This window comes from Adhaeribacter soli (assembly GCF_008727925.1).
GTDB lineage: Bacteria > Bacteroidota > Bacteroidia > Cytophagales > Hymenobacteraceae > Adhaeribacter_A > Adhaeribacter_A soli.
In genome coordinates this window covers 419,275-439,009 of record NZ_VTWT01000003.1, presented here as the reverse complement: position 1 = coordinate 439,009, position 19,735 = coordinate 419,275, and the positions used below count along the sequence as shown (strand labels likewise).

Sequence of the window (19,735 nt, the reverse complement as noted above, 5' to 3'; positions counted from 1 at the left end):
CCTTAAAAGTACGACCAAAATTCAAAAAACGGTATTATTTCAGTCCCAAAAAGTAAAGTTATGATAACTATCATCTTTTAAAGACTTATTAAGTTTGATCAACTCTTTTCTCCCTCAATAGTTTTAGAGTATGTTTAAATTTTATTTTTGCAAGCGAAAGTTTTCAGTACCAGATTCTGAGGAAGGCTTTTTGGAGCAGCATAGCAGCGCAATGGTGCGAGAAAAAGACGAACTCAGGTTCTGGTAATGGAAATTTGCAGCGCTAAGGATGAATTTTAAACATGCACCTAAATGATAATGGCACCAATTAATTGGTGCCATTATCATTTAAAACTGTTGAACTTAAGGCAATTTTAAATTATCTATAATTTACATCAATAAAAACACCTTCTGTTAATCTTTTTACACCAGTAGCGTTAGTGCCAGGGCTCGCATTAGCTGTAAAGGAGAAATAACCTGTTATCTTTTTTGCGGCAGGATCAATATTGGTAATAGTAACCGAAGCACTCCCACCATGTGTAGATTCCCAATGTTCATTAGGTCCTCCCTGGGAAAATCCTCCATAAGCCCAAACTAATTCTGGATTACTGACATGGGTATAAGTTCCTTTAGAAAAAGGAATTTTACCCAAATAAACATAATAGTCGCCATACATAAAGCCATAAATATGCAATTTATTTAGGGAATCCAAATTATTATTCATTCCATATGGAGCCCAGATTAAACCATCTACTTTTGCCGATATTCCATTAGATTTCTTCGTAAAGGAAATCGTTCCAAAATCGGTAACTTGTCCGGCCTTTATTTGCGCGGTTTTATCAATAGGTTTTTCATAAAGGGGCGATGGAGTAAAAACAACATTATAGTTATTTTCCGGCAAATCTTTTACTGTAAATACCCCATAAGCATCCGGTACTGCTTTAATGGTATCTGTACCGCGAATAATATTTATACGGGTTGCAGCATCGGCAGGAGAGGCAATAACATTTAAAGTGCCTTTGGTATTTGGAGTAGCATCCCGAGTTTGATCATCATCCTTACTACAGCTTACGGAAAGCAGCGAAACAACCAATGAGGCAAAAATTAAAGTTTTTCTTTTCATACGAAGGTTTTTGCCTCAAAAATAAAGAGGTATTATTTAATAACAATACCTCTTTCTGAAGTTATACCAAAAAATACTTTTATCTAACCTGAACCTTAATTACTCTTACGGCCAATATTACTCTCTACCTGTACCTGCCCCTTCGCAATCTTCTCCGCCTGGTCAAAAAGTTTTATTGCCTGCTGAAACTCCACATCCTTTTCCTGGAAGATCGGGAAGAAACCAACCGGGCCGTAAATGCTGCGGGCAATGGAAGCTTTCAGGTTGTTGGCAATTAAATGCTTCGAACGCTGAAAATCTTTTTCCTTGTACTTGATCTTCGCCTGGGTAGCTTTCTTTACCAGATCGTACAGCATTTTATCGGTTACCACAAACGTACTCCGGAACTGGGCCAGCGGCATCTTCTTGAATTCTTTCCGGTGGTCGCGGTAGTAGTTCAGGGCAAATTCGCGGATAATGTTCTTGCTGTAAAGGTCGGTCAGGAATTTGGAGTTTTCGGAAGTATCGGGTGCCACGAACACGTCGGGCATAATGCCGCCGCCGCCAAAAACCAAACGACCCCGGCGGGTTTTATACTTCACCGAATCATCGAAATGAATGCTATCCGGGTGAAAGATTTCGCCCCGTTTAAAGCGCCGCATCATATCCGCCTCGTAATCTTCCACCCCGTTCTGATACGATTTCTGGATAGACCTCCCGCTTGGCGTATAATACCGGGAAATGGTTAAACGCAATTCCGAACCATCGTTCAGCGGGATCGGCATTTGCACCAGCCCTTTACCAAACGAACGACGGCCTACGATCAAAGCGCGGTCGTTGTCCTGCAGCGCACCGGCCAGAATTTCCGAAGCCGAAGCGCTGCCTTCGTTGATGAGCACCACCAAAGGTCCGTCTTCGAATTCGCCGCGGGCCTGGGCGTAGGTTTCGGTATCGTAACGGTCGCCTTTGCCCTCGGTGTACACAATTTTCTTGTTGCCGCTTATAAATTCATCGGCAATCTTAATGGCTTTGTCCATGTAGCCGCCCGGGTTATCGCGGAGGTCGAGCACGAGTTGCTGCAGTCCTTTTTGCTTCAGTTTTCCCAGGGCCGATTTAAATTCGTCGTAAGTATTGGCCGAGAAACGGTTTATTTTGATGTAGCCGGTGCGGCCATCGATCATATAGCTTACATCCACCGAAGTGGTCGGAATTTTATGACGGGTAATGGTATAGCTCAGCGGTTTTTTCGATTCTTTCCGCAGAATGGTCAGGTTTACTTTGGTACCTTTTGGCCCGCGCAGCTTTTCGAAAACACCCTGGTTCGTAATGCTTACGCCGGCCACTTTTTTGCCGTTTACTGCTATTATTTTATCGCCGGCCTGCAAACCAGCCGCTTCCGAAGGCCCGCCGCTGATCGGGGCAATTACGTAAATGGTATCTTGAAAAATATTGAATTCTACGCCAATGCCGTCAAAATCGCCTTCCAGGTACGAGTTGGCCACGATCATTTCCTTGGCCGGAATATAGGCCGTATGCGGATCGAGTTTTTCCAGCATCTTGCTGATGGCGTAATCCGAAAGGTCTTCCGTGTTCACCGAATCCACGTAATCGCGGTCGATGTAGCTTAGAATATCGCGGAACTTCAGATAAGCTTTGGAAATGGATTGGGCATTAGAGCCGGAAGGCTGGAACGAAGTAGCCCCGATGAGCATGCCGAACGCCATGGCGCCCGCCACCAGCAGCGGCAACCGGATCTGGAATTTTGAATTTTGTATAGGTTCAGCCATAGGGTTGCGGCTAAAAGATTAAATTCCGGGAAACATATCCGGAATATACAAATATAATTATAAAAAAGCAGGAAAGCCGTTTTTTCTCCTTAACTCCGTTTTCCCGGTTTCAGTTTCAGGCAAGAAGAAGTTAATTACGAGCTTCCCAAAAACGCAGCCCCAACCGGAATAGTATGTAAACCAGCTACTTAAATAAAACAAATCCCTTCCAGAGAGAAACCTTTCCTGAACAACCGGAACAGGACTGTAAAATGCCGGAATAAACGTTAGCGCTAAAGGCGGATAAGCCGATGGTTCGGGCATCTCCCAAAAATTGCGTAATTTTGCACCCTAACGCTTTTAACCAAACCTACGTGGCACGCATCCTGGCAATAGATTACGGCAATAAACGCACCGGCCTGGCCGTTACCGATCCGTTGCAGATCATTGCCAACGGCCTGGAAACGGTGCCTACCCATACCCTGCTGGCTTACCTGAAGAGTTATTTTTTGCGGGAGCCGGTAGAGGCTATTGTAGTAGGCATGCCCAAACGCCTGGACAACACGCCAACCGATACCACTGCGGCCGTAACCGGCCTGGTGCGGAAACTCCAGAAGGAATTCCCGGATATGCCGGTGCATCTGGTAGACGAACGGTTTACTTCGCGCATTGCCCAGCAAACCATGCTGGCCGGCGGCCTGAAAAAGAAAGACCGGCAAAACAAAGCCACCGTAGATATGGTAAGCGCTACTATTATTTTACAGAGTTATTTAGAAAGCAAAGCAATATGATATTCCCGATAGTTGCCTTCGGCGATCCGGTGCTGAAAACCAAAACCCAGGAAATTCCGCGAGATTTCCCGGACCTGAAAAAACTGGTAGCCGACATGTACGACACCATGTACTACGCGCATGGTGTTGGCCTGGCCGCCCCGCAGATCGGCAAAGCCATTCGCCTGTTCGTGATCGATTCTGCCCCGATGGAAGACGATGAAGACGAAAAAGGTAACCCGATCACGCCGAAACCGGGCCTGAAACGCGCATTTATTAACCCGCAAATCATTGCCGAAGAAGGCGAAGAATGGGGCTTTAACGAAGGCTGCCTCAGCATTCCGGGCATCCGCGAAAACGTGTACCGTAAACCCGTTATCACCATCCGCTACCAGGACGAAGATTTTAACACTTTCGAAGAAAAATTCGACGGCATGACCGCTCGGGTAATTCAACACGAGTACGACCACCTGGAAGGCGTGCTGTTTACCGACCATTTAAGCCCGCTGAAAAAACGCCTGATAAAAGGCCGCTTAACCAAAATTTCCAAAGGCGATGTAGATGCCGATTACCGCATGAAGTTCTTCGGCATGAAAGGCCGCTAAAACGCTATCCTTTCTCGCTAAAAAGCCCAACGCAGCAACGTTGGGCTTTTTTATTTTACCGATACCAATCAAAACTTCAGTCCTTTATTCCCTTTAACATTATTTGCAAAAAGCTTAACTTTACCAAACTGGTGCAAAGCGAATTCTAAGAAAAGCTAAAATTTCATGACAACTACCCAAGTGAATTACCTGAATGTAGGCTTAATGCTGGTTTCCTGCGCCTTGGCGTTCCTGTTGCCGTTCGAGCTTTTCCTGTTTTCGTATGCCATACTGGGTCCGCTGCATTACTTAACCGAAATAAACTGGCTGCACAAACGCAATTACTTCACCAAAGGAAAAAACGATTATATGCTGTTGCTGGCATTGTGCTTTCTGGTGGTGTTCTCTTTTTACTTCAAAATTGCTTTAGGCTGGTTTCTGCCAACCGACAGCCAGGGCCAGGTTATTGTCAGTCCGCAGGTGAAAGCCATTGCCGATGCGGCCGACCAGTTAACGCCTACGTTTGTGCTGGCCGCGTTTGGCGCCGGGCTGATCATGATCCTGGTGCAAAGCCGGAAAATGAAGCTAATCAGTTATGGCTTGCTGCTAGGTTTATGCTTCCTGCTGCGCGAAGATAAAACCTACCTGGTGCCTTTCGCCGCCTTTCTGCCGACCTTAGGACACGTGTTCCTGTTTACCGGCGCATTCATTTTGGTGGGCGCGCTTAAAAGCCGGAGCTTTTCCGGAATTTTATCCTTAGCCATTTTCATTGCCTGTGCGCTCAGCTTTTTCTTTTTCATTCCGGAAACGGCCGGCTACGCGGTTAACGAAGATCTCCGGTACAAATACAACGTTTCCTTCCTTACCCTGAACTTCGGCCTGATGGAAATATTTCAACCAACTGCCACGGCCAACGCCCGGACTACCGACCAACTGCTTTCCCTGCTTTACGAATCGCAGTTCGGCATTCTGATCACGCGTTTTCTGGCTTTCGCCTACACCTACCATTACCTGAACTGGTTTTCCAAAACCTCGGTCATCAAGTGGCATCAGGTTCCTAAAAAACAATTGTTGCTGGTTACGGTGCTTTGGCTGACTTCTATCGGCTTGTTCTTTTACGATTACAAAGTGGGTTTCATTGTACTGTATCTGCTTAGTATGCTGCACGTGCTGCTGGAATTTCCGCTTAACTTTCAATCGTTCCGGCAAATTGGCGAAGAGGTAAAATTAAGATTTCAGCCAATGCGGGTAAACAGCTAAGATTGCGTAACTTAAGCGCCTATGAAAGCTGATCCGATCTACGTAGAAACCCGCATGCAAACCAGCCTGGAACGGCTCTGGGAATTTACCCAGACCCCGGAAATTCACCAGGAATGGGACCTCAGGTTTAACCGGATCGAATATTTGCCCAAGGAAACGGAAGTCGAACCCCAGCATTTTCTTTACGAAACCCAAATTGGCTTCGGTATTAAGGTTGCGGGCAAAGGCAAGAGCACCGGCACGCACAGCAAAGAAACCGGCGAAAGCACTTCGGCCTTAAAATTCTGGTCCGACGAACCGATCTCGCTCATAAAAACCGGTTCCGGCTACTGGAAATACATTCCCAACGGCTCCGGCATTAAATTCCTGACCTGGTACGATTACCAGACCCGCCACGGTTTTTTCGGCAAACTTACCGATAGATTTTTCTTCCGGCCGCTTATCGGCTGGGCCACCGCCTGGAGCTTCGATGCCCTGAAAAGATGGCTCGAACAGGGACAACACCCCCGCCTGAGCAAAGCTCTGCTTTTCACCTTCCTGCTTTCCAATTTCCTGATCGCGCTTACCTGGCTTTACCACGGCCTTGTACCCAAACTCATGTTCATGGAAACCGGCGAACTGGAAATGCTAACGGCCTCCGGCTTGTTTACGGGTTTCGAAAAAGCAGGCGTTTACGCAGCAGGTATAGGGGAGATCTTATTCGGCCTGGCATTTTTCGTTTTCGGGCGTTCCCGGCTGCTGCATTACCTGAACATTTTCGGGCTCATCGCTCTAGGAGCTACGGCCTTACTGGCCAAACCGGAAGTTTACCTGGCACCCTTCAACCCGGCCACCACCAGTTTCGGCGTTATCGGTTTATCCCTGATCATACTAAGCATCCTGAAATTTCTGCCCAGCGCCAAAAACTGCAAACGAAAACCGGATAGGAATTAAAAGAAACAGGAAATTTCAGCAAGTCCCCCTTTGGAGGCAGGGTCGTTTCCTTCTCAAGCATGCTGGTCTAAGTTTATAACTTTGACCTATATATAATCTGAAGTTTGTAACTTCAGTGAGGCGACAGCCTCAAAAAGTACTACTGCCGGTTGTTTGAAGGCAGAAAATACTGAGTAGAGTTGCTACCAACTTGATGGGATCTCTCCTGACGTCGAGATGACCTGTTAAATTATTTTGTGTTTTAATTTTAAAAAAAGGACACCAGAAACTGGACCACACGAAAATGTCGATCTACAAAAAATACCTCGGAAGCGATTTTGAAAAGCTGCACCCTAAAATGCAGCAGCGTTTCGGCATGAGCAGCCGCAACGGCCTGGCTATGATCGGGACCGGAAAAATGGACCGGATCTGGAATGCCGGTTTGCACACCTTGCCTTTCCTTCATTTTGGAACCCTTCGCAACATCATGTTCCCCGAAACCGGCACCGACATTCCGTTCTCCATCGAAAATTACGTGTACGAAGACAGCCTGGGCCGCGAAACGGTAACCTGGATCCGGAAATTCCACTTCCCTGAAAAGCTCCGCCGCTTCGATGCCACCATGATCTACAGCGAAAAAGAACGCCGCATCATCGATTACCTCGGCAACAAGCAGCACCTGGCCGTAGACATCGATATGCACATAAACTCCGACGGCAGCGTAACCATCCGCTCCGGAAACCAGCGGTTCTACGAAGGTCCGGTCGCCTTTAATTTTCCGGATATGTTTTCGGGCAATGCCGAAGTAAACGAAGCCTACGACGAAGAACAGGATCTTTTCCGGATCAGCGTGAAAGTGAGCAACAAGACCTTCGGCGATATCTTCGGCTACAACGGTTGGTTTAAGGCGGAGTTTAAGCAAGTAGCTCCGGAGGCTGTTCCGGCTTATGCCCGTCCGTTGCGGGAAGAGGTCCGGGAGTGAAACAGCACTATGCAGCAAAACCATAAAGCATAACTTTAAGCGGCATAACAGGTTTAAAACAGTATGAAAACAGGCAGAAAAAGTACCGGCAATTTCACGTTAACGCGGGCACAACGGCTTACCGAACTGGCCCGTCCCTGGCTCTTGTTCAGTGCCTACCTCGTGCTGGCTTCCCTGCAACTCTGGTGGCTGGCGGTACCGCTTGCTTTTGCCACGTGCCTGGCTGCTTTTGTACAGCTCCACGATTCCATCCATAATGCGCTCGGGCTTTCCAAAAAAGGGCACGACCTGGCTTTAACGTTAAGCGCCTTATTACTGCTGAAAAGCGGCCATGCCCTGAAAGTTACCCACCTGCGCCACCACGGTCAGTGCCTTTCCGACAACGATCCGGAAGGCGAGCCCGCCAAATGGACCCTGAAGCAGGTTTTCCTGAACGGACCCTACCATATTTTCGCCTTACGATTTGCTTCCCTGCGCATTGCGCCTAAAACCCGCAACATCCAGTTATTCGAAACGGCCCTTACCGGCGTGCTGCTCCTGGCCTTCGTTCTGCTGTATGTTTCTACCGGCTCGCTCGTTGGATTGGTTTACTGGGGCGTAGCTTTTGTATTAAGTGCACTTATGCCGCTTTGGGCTTCCTATATTCCGCATAAAATGGCCAGTCGCAACCCCGCCCGCCTGGCCGGTGTAAAAGCTGCCCGCTTCTGGACGCCCGTTATTTCTTCCTTTGCCTTTCATCACCTGCATCACACCTACCCCAAAGTACCAACTGCCTTGCTCCCCCAGGCCGCCCGGGAACTGCCGGAACCGGAAGAACACGAACACCATCATTAGCCAGCTAATCGTTTCTTTTAAACTAAATAAATTCCCATGGAAGATCTTTCTGAAAATTCCGGACGCCGTCATTTCCCCGGCAAAACCGCTGCCCTTACGATCAGAAAAACCTGAACCGTAACCCATCTCCTTTAACTACTTGCGCCTTCCAATATTCTGTTATATTTGCTAGAAACATACGTTTATCCGACTAACGGTGGTTGGATAAACGTAGTAGTGTTGTTTATATGGTAGTTGTAGTTAATTAGAATAATGAACGAAAATCATTTAAAATTTGAAGTCATTTGGAAAGACGAGGATATGATTGAGTTACAGATTTCTGCTAATAATGGGCGATACTCAGGAATTACTGAAGTTTACGAGGTCTCTGATAATTTGCTAAAGTTTGTAAAAGAACTCATCGGTTTTCCTTTTGGAAAAGATAGGCTAAATCATTCTTGCGGAAAAAAGGATAGTTACGCTTATTTTGAAATGGACTTCTATAAAATCAGTCCGACTGGAAGGTGTGGTGTTCTTGTAACGATGGAAGAAAATGTTTCGACAGAATACCGAAAAGAAGAAAAGGACAAACTCTCAATGGAGTTGATTGTTGAACCAAGTGCAATAGATGATTTTTGCAAGGAGTTAAAATCTCTTGCAGAAAGAGAAGATGGAACTGCTGAGTTAAAAGGTATAAGAAAATACAGTAGCAATATTATCTAAAAAAATAACTCACTACAACCACGTGTAAACGTCAGCTTCGGCCGATGGCCTCGCCGTCGTTTACACAAGTCCGTTGGGCATAATTAAAATGATAAAAAGACTTACAGCAAATCAAGTAAAAGCTATCGAACTGTCATTACCAGGATTTAAGAATATTCTTGAAGGTGGAGAAGAAAATTTTAAAAAATTAGCAGTAAGTGTATTCGACCATTGGTTGACTGAAGAAGAATGTGTTCAAATATATAATACGGACGAAAAAGAAATAAAATCCAGACGGGAAAAGTTTAAGCAAGTTATTTCGGACCTTTTCGTAGAAACAGAAACATTTATCTGGAGATACAAAAAAAGAAATAGAATTTTTGTTTACCCTCCAAATTCCTTAAACCATCTTCAATTAAAATGCGATATTGACCAGCAAACTGGTTTGTCTGGGCAGAGATATTCTATTTTACTTCCTGAATTCTCAGCTATTTATAGTGAAGAATGGGATTGGACAAATTTGATTTGGTACAAAGACGAAAATAAAATAAAACCATTTTTAGAAATCATACAAAGAGCTAGTTTACATATTTTAAAATAGAATAACTAAGCCCAACAAAAGCTAAAACACACCAAGGCGTGTTTTAGCCCAGCACGTTAGCCATCACTTAAAATTAAAGAATTAATGTGTTTCGCAGTTTACATTGGTACTAATGAAGAGCAAGAAATTGGAGAATTTGTGCCTGAAAAAACTGACATATATTTTGAGCATCTAACCGAAGAAGAATTAGAAGGACTTAGACCAAAATTTTCAAACCCTTATCTGTATTATGTTGGGTCTGATACTGGTTGCTCTTGTGGACTTCAATTTGATTCTAAAAATTATAATGACCCAAACGAGGAAATAAATAAAAAATCACCTAAAAGATTTCTCGAATTTATTAACCAACAGACACTCAAAGAGAATTTAGAATTTTACTGTTGTTGGGAGGGAGATTGGAATGACCCAATAGAAGAAAAAATTGAAATTGATATCCGAACAATTTCTTTAGATAAAAATTACTTTGGGTTAAAGGAAAGACAGTTTATTTTATTTAAAAAACAAGAAAAACCATTGGCTAACAAAACATAAAAATCATTAAAACGCTTTTTAGCAGAGACGTTATAGGTAATTTGTAAATGAAAAGAATAATTAGCTTTCTATTCATATTCTATCTTTCCCTAAACCTTTCTTACGGCCAGAAACTGGAAAACGGAATCTATATTGCTTATGACGGGGGACTAACTCCCAAATATGCAATATTGATTGTTAAAGGTGATTCTGCTACTATGGAAATATTTACAAAGTGGCAAGGTGCCTGGTTACCTGCAATTGGGGCCTGGGATAATTCTTACAAACCCCAAGCATTAAAATTATTTGATGACAATTCGTTTAAGAATGAAAAAATTGAAGTAAGACGAAAAGATAAAAAGTCAAAAATTCAGATAATTGCAATTGCCTTCGTCACCTTTGTAGGAAAAACAAAATTCAAATTAAAAGCCGTAGAAAAGCTGCCGGAGGATTTTCAAGCAGTTCGCGAGAAAGGCATTGCATTTACAAAAAATAAAAACAAACTATAACCACCCCAAACGTCAACTCCAACGTCAATTAGCCCAGTCATCAGCACTCACCACAACAAACCACCCCAAAAAACGAAAAAACCATTCACCATAAATTTCGCCAATGGAAAAGAACCAAGCCGAGGACAAACCGAATAGCCAAAGCCCTACCCCTTTTGCCCAAACCTATTTTCACGGCACGAAGGCAGACTTAAAGCCCGGAGATATTATTGAAGTTGGATTTAACTCCAACTACGGAGAAAGAAAGAATGCAAGGTATATCTTCCTGACAGCCACGCTGGATGCCGCTATCTGGGGTGCTGAACTGGCCTACGGCGATGGAAGGGGAAGAATTTATTTAGTAGAACCAACCGGGCCAATCGAAGACGACCCCGACCTGACCGACAAAAAATTTCCGGGCAACCCAACCAGATCTTACCGTTCGCAACATCCGTTCAGAGTAGTTGGCGAAGCTACAAACTGGCAGGCCCACTCACCCGAAAAAGTAAAAGCCATGAAAGACGGATTAGCCAAACTGCAGGAACAAGGCATTAAGTCCTTATATGAATAACTGACGTTACCAGGATATTTCTTCCTCTTTTAAAGCCCCATATTTATCACACAGCCCTGTCGGGTTGGCCCTGTTTAATTCATTACCGTATGCTTTAGCTGACGGAAAAGAAGATAGCAAATATGCTTTCGCCAACCGAACCATGTTCATAAAAACGGATTAGGCTGAAGCCATTAATTTGTTTTCCTGAAATACGTCCGCAAAACAGACGGCAATGGTTTTCCTGATCGCAGGAAAGCGCCAGACCTCTATAAGAACTTATCCTTCGATTTCGGAACCTCCCTTACTAACCACCAAATCCGGACTGTTAAGCTTCAATCAGAAAACGCTTCGTAGTTAACCAAAAATTACTCTCTTTCAGAAAAGGCCTGCCTGTGCCTGCCTTGGCCAAGACATGCTTCCATACCCAACCCATTACGCTTCAGTCAGATAGAAAAGAATCTAGTTAAATCTGAAGTTTTTTCCTTCAACCCCGGTTCCTTTTACATGCCAGTTTCAAACCTTCACCAAGGTTATTATTTTGTTTACCATATATTTTAACATTAGGATACATTTAATTTTGTCATTTTATAACAATTCTATACATTTCCAAAGAAATAATATAACGGCTGCTATTTTTCCTTCCCCAGGTTGGGGGTATTGGCCGGAAAATATCCTTTACAACCTCGCCCTTTATCCAGGCCAGGATCTTAGATAGCGTACTAAAAAGCTGTTCATTATCCGAAGCCCGGAAGCTACTTCTTGCAAATCATAAATTATTGAATGCAATTGTTTTGGTACCACAAACAACTGTAATACAATAGGGAAGCTGAAAACTATACAGAGTAGGCAAAACACTAAAATTCAAAACGTTTATGACACCAGCAGAAGAATCAAAGGTCTTACAAGGGCTTTACGACAACATTTTTGCCATGATCACCTATGCGCCGGGCTCGGATAAACCGGCTGCCTTCGATCCCGCCAGAACGCTGTTGCAATTTTCCAAAATGGAAGCCATTAATCCGGATGACTTCAAAAGCCAGTTGGCGCCTAATAACCCGAATGGCAGTTACAATACGGCCTACAACTTCTTTGCCATGACCGATATTGTTCCATCGGTAGAGCCCTCTTATAAACCTTCTTCCATTAAGCTTGCAGACACCTTTAAGCAAATTGTAAATAATGCCAATACCGATGCGGAAGTAGATCCTGCCCAGAAGAAAACCTACGACAGTAATTATAATTACCTGAACCAGGTCACCCTGATCCCGAACCCGGAACCGGAGCCGCCCACGGAAGTACCTGGCCCAAGCCCGATTGCCCAGACCTATGACGATAACCAGACCGCCTACATCACGGCAATAGGAGGTTACCGGAATGCCATGCTCGGGTACGATCTTACCAAAGTTGCCGATCAGCGTGCCTGGAATGCCGTGGAACCGGGCCTCTCTCTGAATGTAGACAAAGCCTGGAATAACTGGACAAGAGGCGGTAAAGCAAACGTAGAGCGCGCTCAGAACGCCCTGCAGGCTACCATCAACGATATCGTTTCCTCTATAATTGCCGATGGTCAAAAAAAGGTCAGCGATTCGAACTGGCTTGCCTCCGGAGCTAATAAGTTCTTAATGACCTATCCGCTGCCAAGCGATTGGTACAAAGGCGCCGGTTCTAAAGGAGCCACCAAGTTCACCTATAAGAGCTCCGTGGTAAACACATCTGCCGATTCCAAAGCCAATTCCTACGGCGGCGGCGCTTCCTGGGGTGGCGGTCTTTGGAGCGTGGGCGGTTCCTTTAACCATACCGATGAAGCTACGAGTGAGCACTTCGATGGCACCTACGTAGAGATCAGCGCCAAATTAACCCTGGTTAAAATAATGCGGCCTTGGCTTAATACCTTGCTGTTCAGAACCAAAGGATGGTGGTTAAAGAACCAGCCGCAAAATGGTATCTCTAACGGTCAACTGGAAGGAAATGCAGACAGCATGCTGCCGCTTATTCCCACTGCTTTTGTGGTAATGAGCGATGTGAAAATAAAATCGGATTTCAGCGAAAAAGACAAAAGCCACATTGCCAGCGCAACCAGCGGTAAAACCAGCGTGGGCTGGGGACCATTCAGCATTAGTGCAAGCTACTCCCACAGCGAATCGCACGACAAAACCAAAGCGACCTTTGCCAACGGTGAGATCAGCATTCCGGGCATGCAGATAATTGCCTGGGTAAATGAGATCACGCCGCCGTGTGCACCAATGGCGCATGCAGGAGCCAAGCTTCAGTCGGAGCCAAAGGCAAAACCAGAACTGATAACAGAGGCATAGTCCTGAAATTAGATTTAAACTTTCACCGGTGGACCTTAAAGCTCCACCGGTGATTTTTTGCTTATGAAGAAAAGAGAACCATGAGTGCCAACCTATATAAAACGCTTTCCTCGGCTTTTGCCGCTGAGGTTAAAACCCCGGAGAAAAAATTAAAGAGCAGCGGTTTCCGTAGCAGTTTAGCGCCGCCACCCACGGTTTTGTTAAGCGCCTACCCTATTACTTTAAATTCCGAAGACTACAAAAACCCGCTCTCCACGGCCAATCCCAACGGCGACCTTATTTCGCTTTGGCGGTTCCGGCAGTTGGTAGATCCTATTCCCCAATTTGCCGATGTCTATATTCCAGGCAGTAGTTCTACCGAAAGAACCTATACCCAGATCATAAAAGGAGCAGTAGCGGAAGATGCCGATTCGTTTGCCGCCGATATAATAGGCGACGCGGTCCGGAACCTTACCCGCCAGACTTTCGCGAATATGGATGGCACGCCCGGCAGTTGGTGTCCCGTATATGCAGTGCCGGATAACTGGTACGACAGCAAGGCATTCAACGGCATAAAACAACTCGATATTGATCTGGGAGGAATAACCGGAGAAAAAAATGGTGCCGGGAATGCCCCGGAAGATCAGACTGAATGGAAAATTGTAAATCCCGATAACTCGACCAGCACAATCCCACTCCATACGGGCAGTAAAATAAGTTCGGCCAAGGTAAGTTACCAGATGGTTAGCCTGAGCCGGCCGTGGTTCGATCCTTTACTTTTTGAAACTTCGGGCTGGTATCTGAAAGGGCAAAATGAAGGCTTCTGCTCTTCCGGAAAAAACGATGGCCGGGGTGTGCTTCCCATGATTCCCTCGAGTGTCATAATCGGGACGAATGTTGAAATTCTGGCCGAGTGGAGCAGACAGGACCTGCGGGTTATAAACAATGCGAAAGAAGAAAACCAACAACTGTCGTTGGGCCCATTACTGGTGAATGCCGGTCAGAACGATATCCAGCTCCACGTAATCGGTTGGGTAATGACTCAGATCCCTTATTCACCCCAAATAAAAAAGTAAATCAGCTGCACTTAGTTTTTTATTTTTCTAAATCAGATAGTAATATTCAAGCCGGCATTGAACAAAACAACCCTGTTTTTGAGCACAAACCGAACTACAACGACCAGCTGAATTAACTCAGAAGTCTGCTACCGGGGTAAACGGAAGGTGGTTATTGCTGCCGTAAAGCAGGTCAGAAAAGCTTAGATCGAAATCCATTTCCTTTAACTACTTACGCCTGCCAACATTCTGTTATATTTGCTAAAAACATACGTTTATCCGACTAACGGTGGTGGGATAAACGTAGTAGTGTTGTTTATACAGTAGTTGTAGGCCATTTAAAATATGAAAAAGCTTCCAAGGCATATAGAAGAAAAGTTCTACGACACCATTTTTGGAACGGTCGCCTTGGAAGAATTTGAGTCTTGGGTATATTCAGACAAGGAAATAGAAACCATTTTGTCAGAAGACGAATACCTTGAGCTGATTTCTTTTAACTACAAAAAGAACGGTGCAAAGTATGAACTTGTAAATCTGCTTACAGACAGGTACATCGATCTTGCAGAATACGAGAAATGGAGAATGCTCAATCTCCTATATGCCGCCAAAAATAAAGACGAAAAGCTACCAGATATCCTTAGACAATTCTACGACCTATATTGCAAGGGATACGCTTTTCTGAATGACTTAGGGTTAGGTTATGGCTTGACTGTTGAAGTTCCGCCCAGCAACTATAAAGCTGAAACATGGGAAGAAATATCAGAAACAGAAAAGCTAGAACTGATAGGGAGCTTCTATCCACAGTTACAGTCTGACATTGAAAGAGCAATTACTTGGATTGAAAATGGCAAAATCATATTATCAGGAAAAACTGATGAAATCGGCCATTACGAATATGAAGATTTGCGAACGGAAGAAGAAAGAAAGTCAACCGTGTGGACGGAAGTCGAAAGTGATAATAAATCAGGCTGGTCTGTTAAGGAAAGTAATCTGAAAATCTTAAATGAAGAAAAACGCCCTACAACAATGCATAAAAATTATGGCGGTGATACTGCGGATTTAAACAGCAAAACAACGCTAAGCTTTTGGTCAAAATTTAAAAGCTTGTGGCATTAAATCCACCAGTATTTTTATACTAAACATTGGGCAGCATTTAAAAAATGAAATGACAATAAAAGAAGTTATTACTCGAATCATTAACAGGAATAAAGAAATGCTAAACTTCCTTGACGAAGAAGGAGGTCGCGACTATTCCAATGATGTGATTGATAAAATAGCTTTAAGATATGTTGACTTACTCCAAAAGTGGGACTTCAACGCTGGATTGGGAACCGACTTTTCAAGTGTGCTACTACTGTTAAACGATGAAGCAGTTTTCAGCCAATTCGATTTGCAAGATGTAAGAGAGCTTCTTGGTAGCCTTATAGAACTACAAAAATTCAATATAGACAATTATCTTGAGTTGGCTCATTTTGAATATGCGATTATGGACAACAATCAGGAAGCTAAAAAGATAATTCTTGAAGGGATAGAAAAAGCAAAACAGAAAGGAGAAGAACTTGAAAGGCTTCTTAAAATCATCGAAAAGGAAAAATAAAAGAAAATCGTTGCCCAACAAGGTATAAAAATTAAACTTCGGCTTCGCCTCGTTCACTTTTTATACTAAACGTTAGCCATAATTTGAAATAATGAATTTAGAAGAGGATGAATATTTGACAATTCAGTTAGTACACTTCGGTAATTCAGAAGAAGGTAAAGAAAGATATTACTTTATGGAAATGTCTTCTCTTCAAGCAACGACTCTTTTAGAAGCAGAATTTGAAATTGAAAAAATAGAAATTGAAGCTTACGACCAACAGGATAATTACTTAACCGATTCTCAAATAATTGATTTTAAAAAGCTTGCTCATTTTAATGACTTTTTCTTAAATCATCCTGATTACTATATCCACAATTTAGACTTGGTATTAGAAAATGGAATTGAAATAGGAAGCCACGATGATGGTGAAGTAACTTTAGCAATCATTAAGGATTCAAACCAAATTGAAAACGTAAAGAAAATATTAAAGAAGTTTAATTTAAAAGAAAGTTTGATTGCAGAAATGAGAAACAAACCTAATCACTATCTAGGAATTGATTCTGCAGGAAACGTGGTTGCTGATTATTCAACCTTTGACGAATATTTAGAACAAAGTAAAAAATAAAAACTATAGGCTAACAAGGTATAGGCTTTAGCCCAAATAAAAATTAAAAATTTGATGAAACTCTTTACCATACTCCTTTTCTTTATTTCCTTGAACAGTTGTAATGCTCAATCCAAACCTGAAAAAGTAGTTCAGCATTATGAAACAGGAGAATTAGAGTCTGAAGCATTTACTGTAAATGGTAATTTAGAAGGTACTGCTACTTATTATCATAAAAATGGAAAGATTAAATTCCAATGTAAATTCAAAAATGGTTTACAGAATGGAAAATCAGTCGAATATTATGATACTGGTGTAAAAGAGGGAGAACAATTTCATATAGATGGAATAGCTGAAGGCGAAAGCCGACATTATTTCCCAAATGGAAAACTAAACCAAATTGCCAATTTCAAGAATGGAAAAAGAAATGGCCTGGCCATTTTTTATTATCAGAATGGTAATAAGAAGGCTGAAGGAACCGTGGTTGAGAACTTGCAAGACGGAGAATGGGCTTCCTGGTATGAAAGTGGCTCACTTAAAGATAAAACTTATTGGCAAAACGGACTTGAAGATGGTGAATCAGTAGGTTTTTATGAGAATGGTAATAAGAAAGATGAAGGAATTTGGAAAGAGGGAAAGAAGATAGGGACTTGGAAATATTATGATCAAAACGGAAAGCTACGTGAAACCATAAATCACAATGAAGAAAATTCCAGAAAGTAAAAGAATTACTTTTGCTAACCCCACCTATACGGCAGCTTCGCCGCCGCATAGCCTAACCGGTAACCCAAAGTAATGAATGATAATAGGTGATATAAATAACTTCGCTGTTGAGTTTAGCTTTGCAGAAAATTACCCCAAAGAAATGGGCTTTGGTAAAATATGGGTTAGGGGAAAATTCATAGGTACAAGCGAAGATTTGATTTACTTGAATGGCTACCTACTTAGAACCCTATATGAATTTAAAAAGCCAATTTTAAATAATGGAATTGCTGAATTAAATAAAAACCAGCTTTTTGAAAGGTTAAAGAAAAGCGAGGATTGGGTTCACCGAGTTTCCTCAACAACTTTTATAGACGACTTCGTGATTTTTAGTTACCAGAGAGAAAATAGAACTTACCTTCTTTGGAAATTAGAACAAGACAGTTTCTTCAATGATTTAAAATCCTACTCTAAAGAAGTTCAACAAGAAAGTGTAGAAACAAAGGTAGTTGAGGAAGTAATAAAAAAAGTGGAAGCTGAATTTAAGAATGCTGGAATAATAGTTTAAAATGGCTTCCCACAACAAAAGCTAAAAATCATTAAAACGCTTTTTAGCCCAGCCGTTGGGGTAAATTAAATTATAAGAAAGCTAAGTTGATGAAAATTTGGTCCTTTATTGGTTTAGTTATTCTTCCAGTTTTAGGTTGTAATTCATCTGAAACTAAAAAAGAAGGAAAATCTGATAGCGTCTCAGAGTTAAAAAAGCTGCCGGAAGAAAATAATAAATCGATAACAAATCTTAAGTCAACTCAGGAGAAAATTGACAGCCTTGGAAATAATAATGAAGAGATAAGGGAATGGCCTAAGAATGCTAGGGACACTATAACTATTGGGAAGAAGTATGTATTGCAGGTTATTAATATAATTAAAGATTCCAGCAGCTTTAAAAATGCAACTGGTGGTAAATCCATTAATGCCGGCTTTCCTTATGGTTCAAAAATTTTAGTTACTTATAAATTCCCATCTGGTTGGGAATTTCCGCATGAGAAACCAAATGTGCCTAACCCTAATGGAGACTTATTAGATAAAGTTAGGGACTACTATCAGAAAGTTGCTAATAGTAAAGTCGTTATTACTCCGCCCAAGATATCTAAACTGGCATATTTACAATTGCCATATTCATGGCATCTAGAATTATACACATCTATTCTAAACACTCATAATAATTATAAGCTGCGGCTTCCAAATATAGGCCCATATGAATGTTATTATTTTTCCGATAACCCTTTCAATAATTACAAATATAAGGGAGAAGAGTCTGTAGTAATCTTTACTGGAGTCGGAAATTTAGTATTTGTTGATCCTAAAACAAGAGAAGCCAAAGTTTTAAATGTGTATTTAGAACGTGAGGCTGACTATTCTTGGATTTCAAGATTTTTTTACATAAAACCTGATGGTCAAATTCTAATTTATGAATTTGGAGGGTTTGAAATTGATACAATGACTTTAAATTATTATACTGTAAATGTTTCAAAAACAGGGGAGATTACTTTTATTCGAACTCAATAAATATTATGGAGATTAAAAATAAATAGTGCTAACCACACCTATACGTCAGCTTCGCCATCGCATAGCCCAGTCCGTTAACAATTACCACACAACAAACCACCCACAAAACCGAAAAACCATTCATCCTAAATTTCGCCAATGGAAAAGAACCAAGCCGAGAGCAAATCGAATAGCCAAAGCCCTACCCCTTTTGCCCAGACTTACTTTCACGGCACGAAGGCTGATTTAAAGCCCGGAGATATTATTGAAGTCGGTTTTAACTCAAACTACGGGGAAAGAAAAAATGCAAGGTATATCTTCCTTACAGCCACACTGGATGCCGCTATCTGGGGTGCTGAACTGGCCTTTGGCGATGAAAGGGAAAGAATTTATTTAGTAGAACCGACCGGGCCAATCGAAGACGACCCCGATCTGACTGACAAGAAATTTCCGGGTAACCCAACCAGATCTTACCGTTCGCAACATCCGTTCAGAGTAGTTGGCGAAGTTATAAGCTGGCAGCCCCACCCGCCCGAAAAGGTAAAAGCCATGAAAGACGGATTAGCCAAACTGCAGGAACAAGGCATTAAGTCCTTAAATGAATAAGAAACTGACATCACGCATTAAGGATAAAAGTCCCCCTTTGGAGGTAGGGTCGTTTCATTCTCAGAATTGCTGGTCTAAGAAATGCTTTTTCGGATATTTTTATCCGAAAACCACCTGTCGGGGATTTATTAATCCCCGTGTTTAGGCTTTAAAATGGCACACTGGGGTCAATAGACCCCTATCAGGTTACTTCCGGATTTATAAATCCGGAAGAGCAAACAGGTTTTTTTCTAGAATGAAATGGCCCTGCCTTTGGAGGGGGACTTCAAAAAACTTGCGCAACATTAATAAGTAAGTTTAATGAACAAAATCTAACGGATCAGGCAAC

22 protein-coding genes are annotated in these 19,735 nt (G+C 42.6%); 20 read left to right on the top strand and 2 right to left on the bottom strand.

Annotated elements, in window-relative coordinates; translation table 11 throughout:
- Positions 1-358 precede the first annotated feature (358 nt).
- Both F0P94_RS07970 and F0P94_RS07965 read right to left on the bottom strand, forming a co-directional pair.
- Positions 359-1,102, bottom strand: coding sequence for a DUF6252 family protein (locus tag F0P94_RS07970; protein WP_150903345.1), 744 nt, complete (start codon positions 1,100-1,102; stop codon positions 359-361).
- A gap of 95 nt (positions 1,103-1,197) precedes the next feature.
- Complete coding sequence (locus F0P94_RS07965) at positions 1,198-2,868, bottom strand: S41 family peptidase (RefSeq protein ID WP_150903344.1); 1,671 nt, start codon at positions 2,866-2,868, stop codon at positions 1,198-1,200.
- Between the two features lie 353 nt (positions 2,869-3,221).
- Here F0P94_RS07965 and ruvX point away from each other — a divergent pair, with 353 nt between their 5' ends.
- The 20 genes from ruvX to arr (F0P94_RS07865) all read left to right on the top strand — a co-directional run bounded on the left by ruvX (position 3,222) and on the right by arr (F0P94_RS07865) (position 19,407).
- On the top strand, positions 3,222-3,638 hold the full coding sequence (ruvX, locus tag F0P94_RS07960) for a Holliday junction resolvase RuvX (protein ID WP_150903412.1): 417 nt from the start codon (positions 3,222-3,224) through the stop codon (positions 3,636-3,638).
- Positions 3,635-4,222 carry a peptide deformylase gene (gene def, locus F0P94_RS07955; protein ID WP_150903343.1) on the top strand — a complete coding sequence of 196 codons (588 nt, stop codon included), beginning with the start codon at positions 3,635-3,637 and terminating at the stop codon, positions 4,220-4,222. Before ruvX ends, def begins: the two co-directional genes overlap by 4 nt.
- 165 nt (positions 4,223-4,387) lie before the next feature.
- Complete coding sequence (locus F0P94_RS07950; RefSeq protein WP_150903342.1) at positions 4,388-5,461, top strand: hypothetical protein; 1,074 nt, start codon at positions 4,388-4,390, stop codon at positions 5,459-5,461.
- 21 nt (positions 5,462-5,482) lie between these two features.
- Positions 5,483-6,394 (top strand): DoxX-like family protein, encoded by a 912-nt coding sequence (locus tag F0P94_RS07945; protein ID WP_150903341.1) that lies wholly within the window; start codon positions 5,483-5,485, stop codon positions 6,392-6,394.
- A gap of 283 nt (positions 6,395-6,677) precedes the next feature.
- Positions 6,678-7,355 (top strand): DUF4166 domain-containing protein, encoded by a 678-nt coding sequence (locus F0P94_RS07940; protein ID WP_150903340.1) that lies wholly within the window; start codon positions 6,678-6,680, stop codon positions 7,353-7,355.
- Between the two features lie 63 nt (positions 7,356-7,418).
- A complete protein-coding gene (locus F0P94_RS07935) occupies positions 7,419-8,189 on the top strand; it encodes a fatty acid desaturase (protein WP_150903339.1) in 771 nt (256 codons plus the stop codon).
- Positions 8,190-8,441: 252 nt separating this feature from the next.
- Entirely contained in the window at positions 8,442-8,891 is a 450-nt protein-coding gene (locus F0P94_RS07930; protein ID WP_150903338.1) for a hypothetical protein, read from the top strand.
- Between the two features lie 88 nt (positions 8,892-8,979).
- Positions 8,980-9,471, top strand: a complete 492-nt coding sequence (locus tag F0P94_RS07925) for a hypothetical protein (protein WP_150903337.1) — start codon at positions 8,980-8,982, stop codon at positions 9,469-9,471.
- An 84-nt stretch (positions 9,472-9,555) separates the two neighbouring features.
- Entirely contained in the window at positions 9,556-10,002 is a 447-nt protein-coding gene (locus tag F0P94_RS07920; RefSeq protein ID WP_150903336.1) for a hypothetical protein, read from the top strand.
- A 47-nt stretch (positions 10,003-10,049) separates the two neighbouring features.
- Complete coding sequence (locus F0P94_RS07915; RefSeq protein WP_150903335.1) at positions 10,050-10,490, top strand: hypothetical protein; 441 nt, start codon at positions 10,050-10,052, stop codon at positions 10,488-10,490.
- A 103-nt stretch (positions 10,491-10,593) separates the two neighbouring features.
- A complete protein-coding gene (gene arr / locus F0P94_RS07910; RefSeq protein WP_150903334.1) occupies positions 10,594-11,040 on the top strand; it encodes an NAD(+)--rifampin ADP-ribosyltransferase in 447 nt (148 codons plus the stop codon).
- 854 nt (positions 11,041-11,894) lie between these two features.
- The gene (locus F0P94_RS07905; RefSeq protein ID WP_150903333.1) at positions 11,895-13,334 is read left to right on the top strand and encodes a hypothetical protein; all 1,440 of its coding nucleotides are present in this window, start codon (positions 11,895-11,897) and stop codon (positions 13,332-13,334) included.
- Between the two features lie 80 nt (positions 13,335-13,414).
- Positions 13,415-14,389, top strand: coding sequence for a hypothetical protein (locus tag F0P94_RS07900; RefSeq protein ID WP_150903332.1), 975 nt, complete (start codon positions 13,415-13,417; stop codon positions 14,387-14,389).
- A gap of 324 nt (positions 14,390-14,713) precedes the next feature.
- A complete protein-coding gene (locus tag F0P94_RS07895; RefSeq protein ID WP_150903331.1) occupies positions 14,714-15,484 on the top strand; it encodes a hypothetical protein in 771 nt (256 codons plus the stop codon).
- A 49-nt stretch (positions 15,485-15,533) separates the two neighbouring features.
- Positions 15,534-15,965: a hypothetical protein gene (locus tag F0P94_RS07890; protein WP_150903330.1), complete on the top strand. Its 432-nt coding sequence runs from the start codon at positions 15,534-15,536 to the stop codon at positions 15,963-15,965.
- A gap of 91 nt (positions 15,966-16,056) precedes the next feature.
- Positions 16,057-16,572: a hypothetical protein gene (locus F0P94_RS07885; RefSeq protein WP_150903329.1), complete on the top strand. Its 516-nt coding sequence runs from the start codon at positions 16,057-16,059 to the stop codon at positions 16,570-16,572.
- A gap of 54 nt (positions 16,573-16,626) precedes the next feature.
- Positions 16,627-17,274 (top strand): toxin-antitoxin system YwqK family antitoxin, encoded by a 648-nt coding sequence (locus F0P94_RS07880; RefSeq protein WP_150903328.1) that lies wholly within the window; start codon positions 16,627-16,629, stop codon positions 17,272-17,274.
- A gap of 76 nt (positions 17,275-17,350) precedes the next feature.
- On the top strand, positions 17,351-17,821 hold the full coding sequence (locus F0P94_RS07875) for a hypothetical protein (protein ID WP_150903327.1): 471 nt from the start codon (positions 17,351-17,353) through the stop codon (positions 17,819-17,821).
- Between the two features lie 89 nt (positions 17,822-17,910).
- Positions 17,911-18,822: a hypothetical protein gene (locus F0P94_RS07870; protein WP_150903326.1), complete on the top strand. Its 912-nt coding sequence runs from the start codon at positions 17,911-17,913 to the stop codon at positions 18,820-18,822.
- Positions 18,823-18,960: 138 nt separating this feature from the next.
- Positions 18,961-19,407, top strand: coding sequence for an NAD(+)--rifampin ADP-ribosyltransferase (gene arr, locus F0P94_RS07865; protein ID WP_150903325.1), 447 nt, complete (start codon positions 18,961-18,963; stop codon positions 19,405-19,407).
- Positions 19,408-19,735: the final 328 nt, after the last annotated feature.

Bases quoted from the DNA above. Each gene is read 5' to 3' on its own strand.
- F0P94_RS07970 (WP_150903345.1), bottom strand. From the start codon at position 1,102: ATGAAAAGAAAAACTTTAATTTTTGCCTCATTGGTTGTTTCGCTGCTT.
- F0P94_RS07965 (WP_150903344.1), bottom strand. From the start codon at position 2,868: ATGGCTGAACCTATACAAAATTCAAAATTCCAGATCCGGTTGCCGCTG.
- def (WP_150903343.1), top strand. From the start codon at position 3,635: ATGATATTCCCGATAGTTGCCTTCGGCGATCCGGTGCTGAAAACCAAA.
- F0P94_RS07950 (WP_150903342.1), top strand. From the start codon at position 4,388: ATGACAACTACCCAAGTGAATTACCTGAATGTAGGCTTAATGCTGGTT.
- F0P94_RS07945 (WP_150903341.1), top strand. From the start codon at position 5,483: ATGAAAGCTGATCCGATCTACGTAGAAACCCGCATGCAAACCAGCCTG.
- F0P94_RS07940 (WP_150903340.1), top strand. From the start codon at position 6,678: ATGTCGATCTACAAAAAATACCTCGGAAGCGATTTTGAAAAGCTGCAC.
- F0P94_RS07935 (WP_150903339.1), top strand. From the start codon at position 7,419: ATGAAAACAGGCAGAAAAAGTACCGGCAATTTCACGTTAACGCGGGCA.
- F0P94_RS07930 (WP_150903338.1), top strand. From the start codon at position 8,442: ATGAACGAAAATCATTTAAAATTTGAAGTCATTTGGAAAGACGAGGAT.
- F0P94_RS07925 (WP_150903337.1), top strand. From the start codon at position 8,980: ATGATAAAAAGACTTACAGCAAATCAAGTAAAAGCTATCGAACTGTCA.
- F0P94_RS07920 (WP_150903336.1), top strand. From the start codon at position 9,556: ATGTGTTTCGCAGTTTACATTGGTACTAATGAAGAGCAAGAAATTGGA.
- F0P94_RS07915 (WP_150903335.1), top strand. From the start codon at position 10,050: ATGAAAAGAATAATTAGCTTTCTATTCATATTCTATCTTTCCCTAAAC.
- arr (WP_150903334.1), top strand. From the start codon at position 10,594: ATGGAAAAGAACCAAGCCGAGGACAAACCGAATAGCCAAAGCCCTACC.
- F0P94_RS07905 (WP_150903333.1), top strand. From the start codon at position 11,895: ATGACACCAGCAGAAGAATCAAAGGTCTTACAAGGGCTTTACGACAAC.
- F0P94_RS07900 (WP_150903332.1), top strand. From the start codon at position 13,415: ATGAGTGCCAACCTATATAAAACGCTTTCCTCGGCTTTTGCCGCTGAG.
- F0P94_RS07895 (WP_150903331.1), top strand. From the start codon at position 14,714: ATGAAAAAGCTTCCAAGGCATATAGAAGAAAAGTTCTACGACACCATT.
- F0P94_RS07890 (WP_150903330.1), top strand. From the start codon at position 15,534: ATGACAATAAAAGAAGTTATTACTCGAATCATTAACAGGAATAAAGAA.
- F0P94_RS07885 (WP_150903329.1), top strand. From the start codon at position 16,057: ATGAATTTAGAAGAGGATGAATATTTGACAATTCAGTTAGTACACTTC.
- F0P94_RS07880 (WP_150903328.1), top strand. From the start codon at position 16,627: ATGAAACTCTTTACCATACTCCTTTTCTTTATTTCCTTGAACAGTTGT.
- F0P94_RS07875 (WP_150903327.1), top strand. From the start codon at position 17,351: ATGATAATAGGTGATATAAATAACTTCGCTGTTGAGTTTAGCTTTGCA.
- F0P94_RS07870 (WP_150903326.1), top strand. From the start codon at position 17,911: ATGAAAATTTGGTCCTTTATTGGTTTAGTTATTCTTCCAGTTTTAGGT.
- arr (WP_150903325.1), top strand. From the start codon at position 18,961: ATGGAAAAGAACCAAGCCGAGAGCAAATCGAATAGCCAAAGCCCTACC.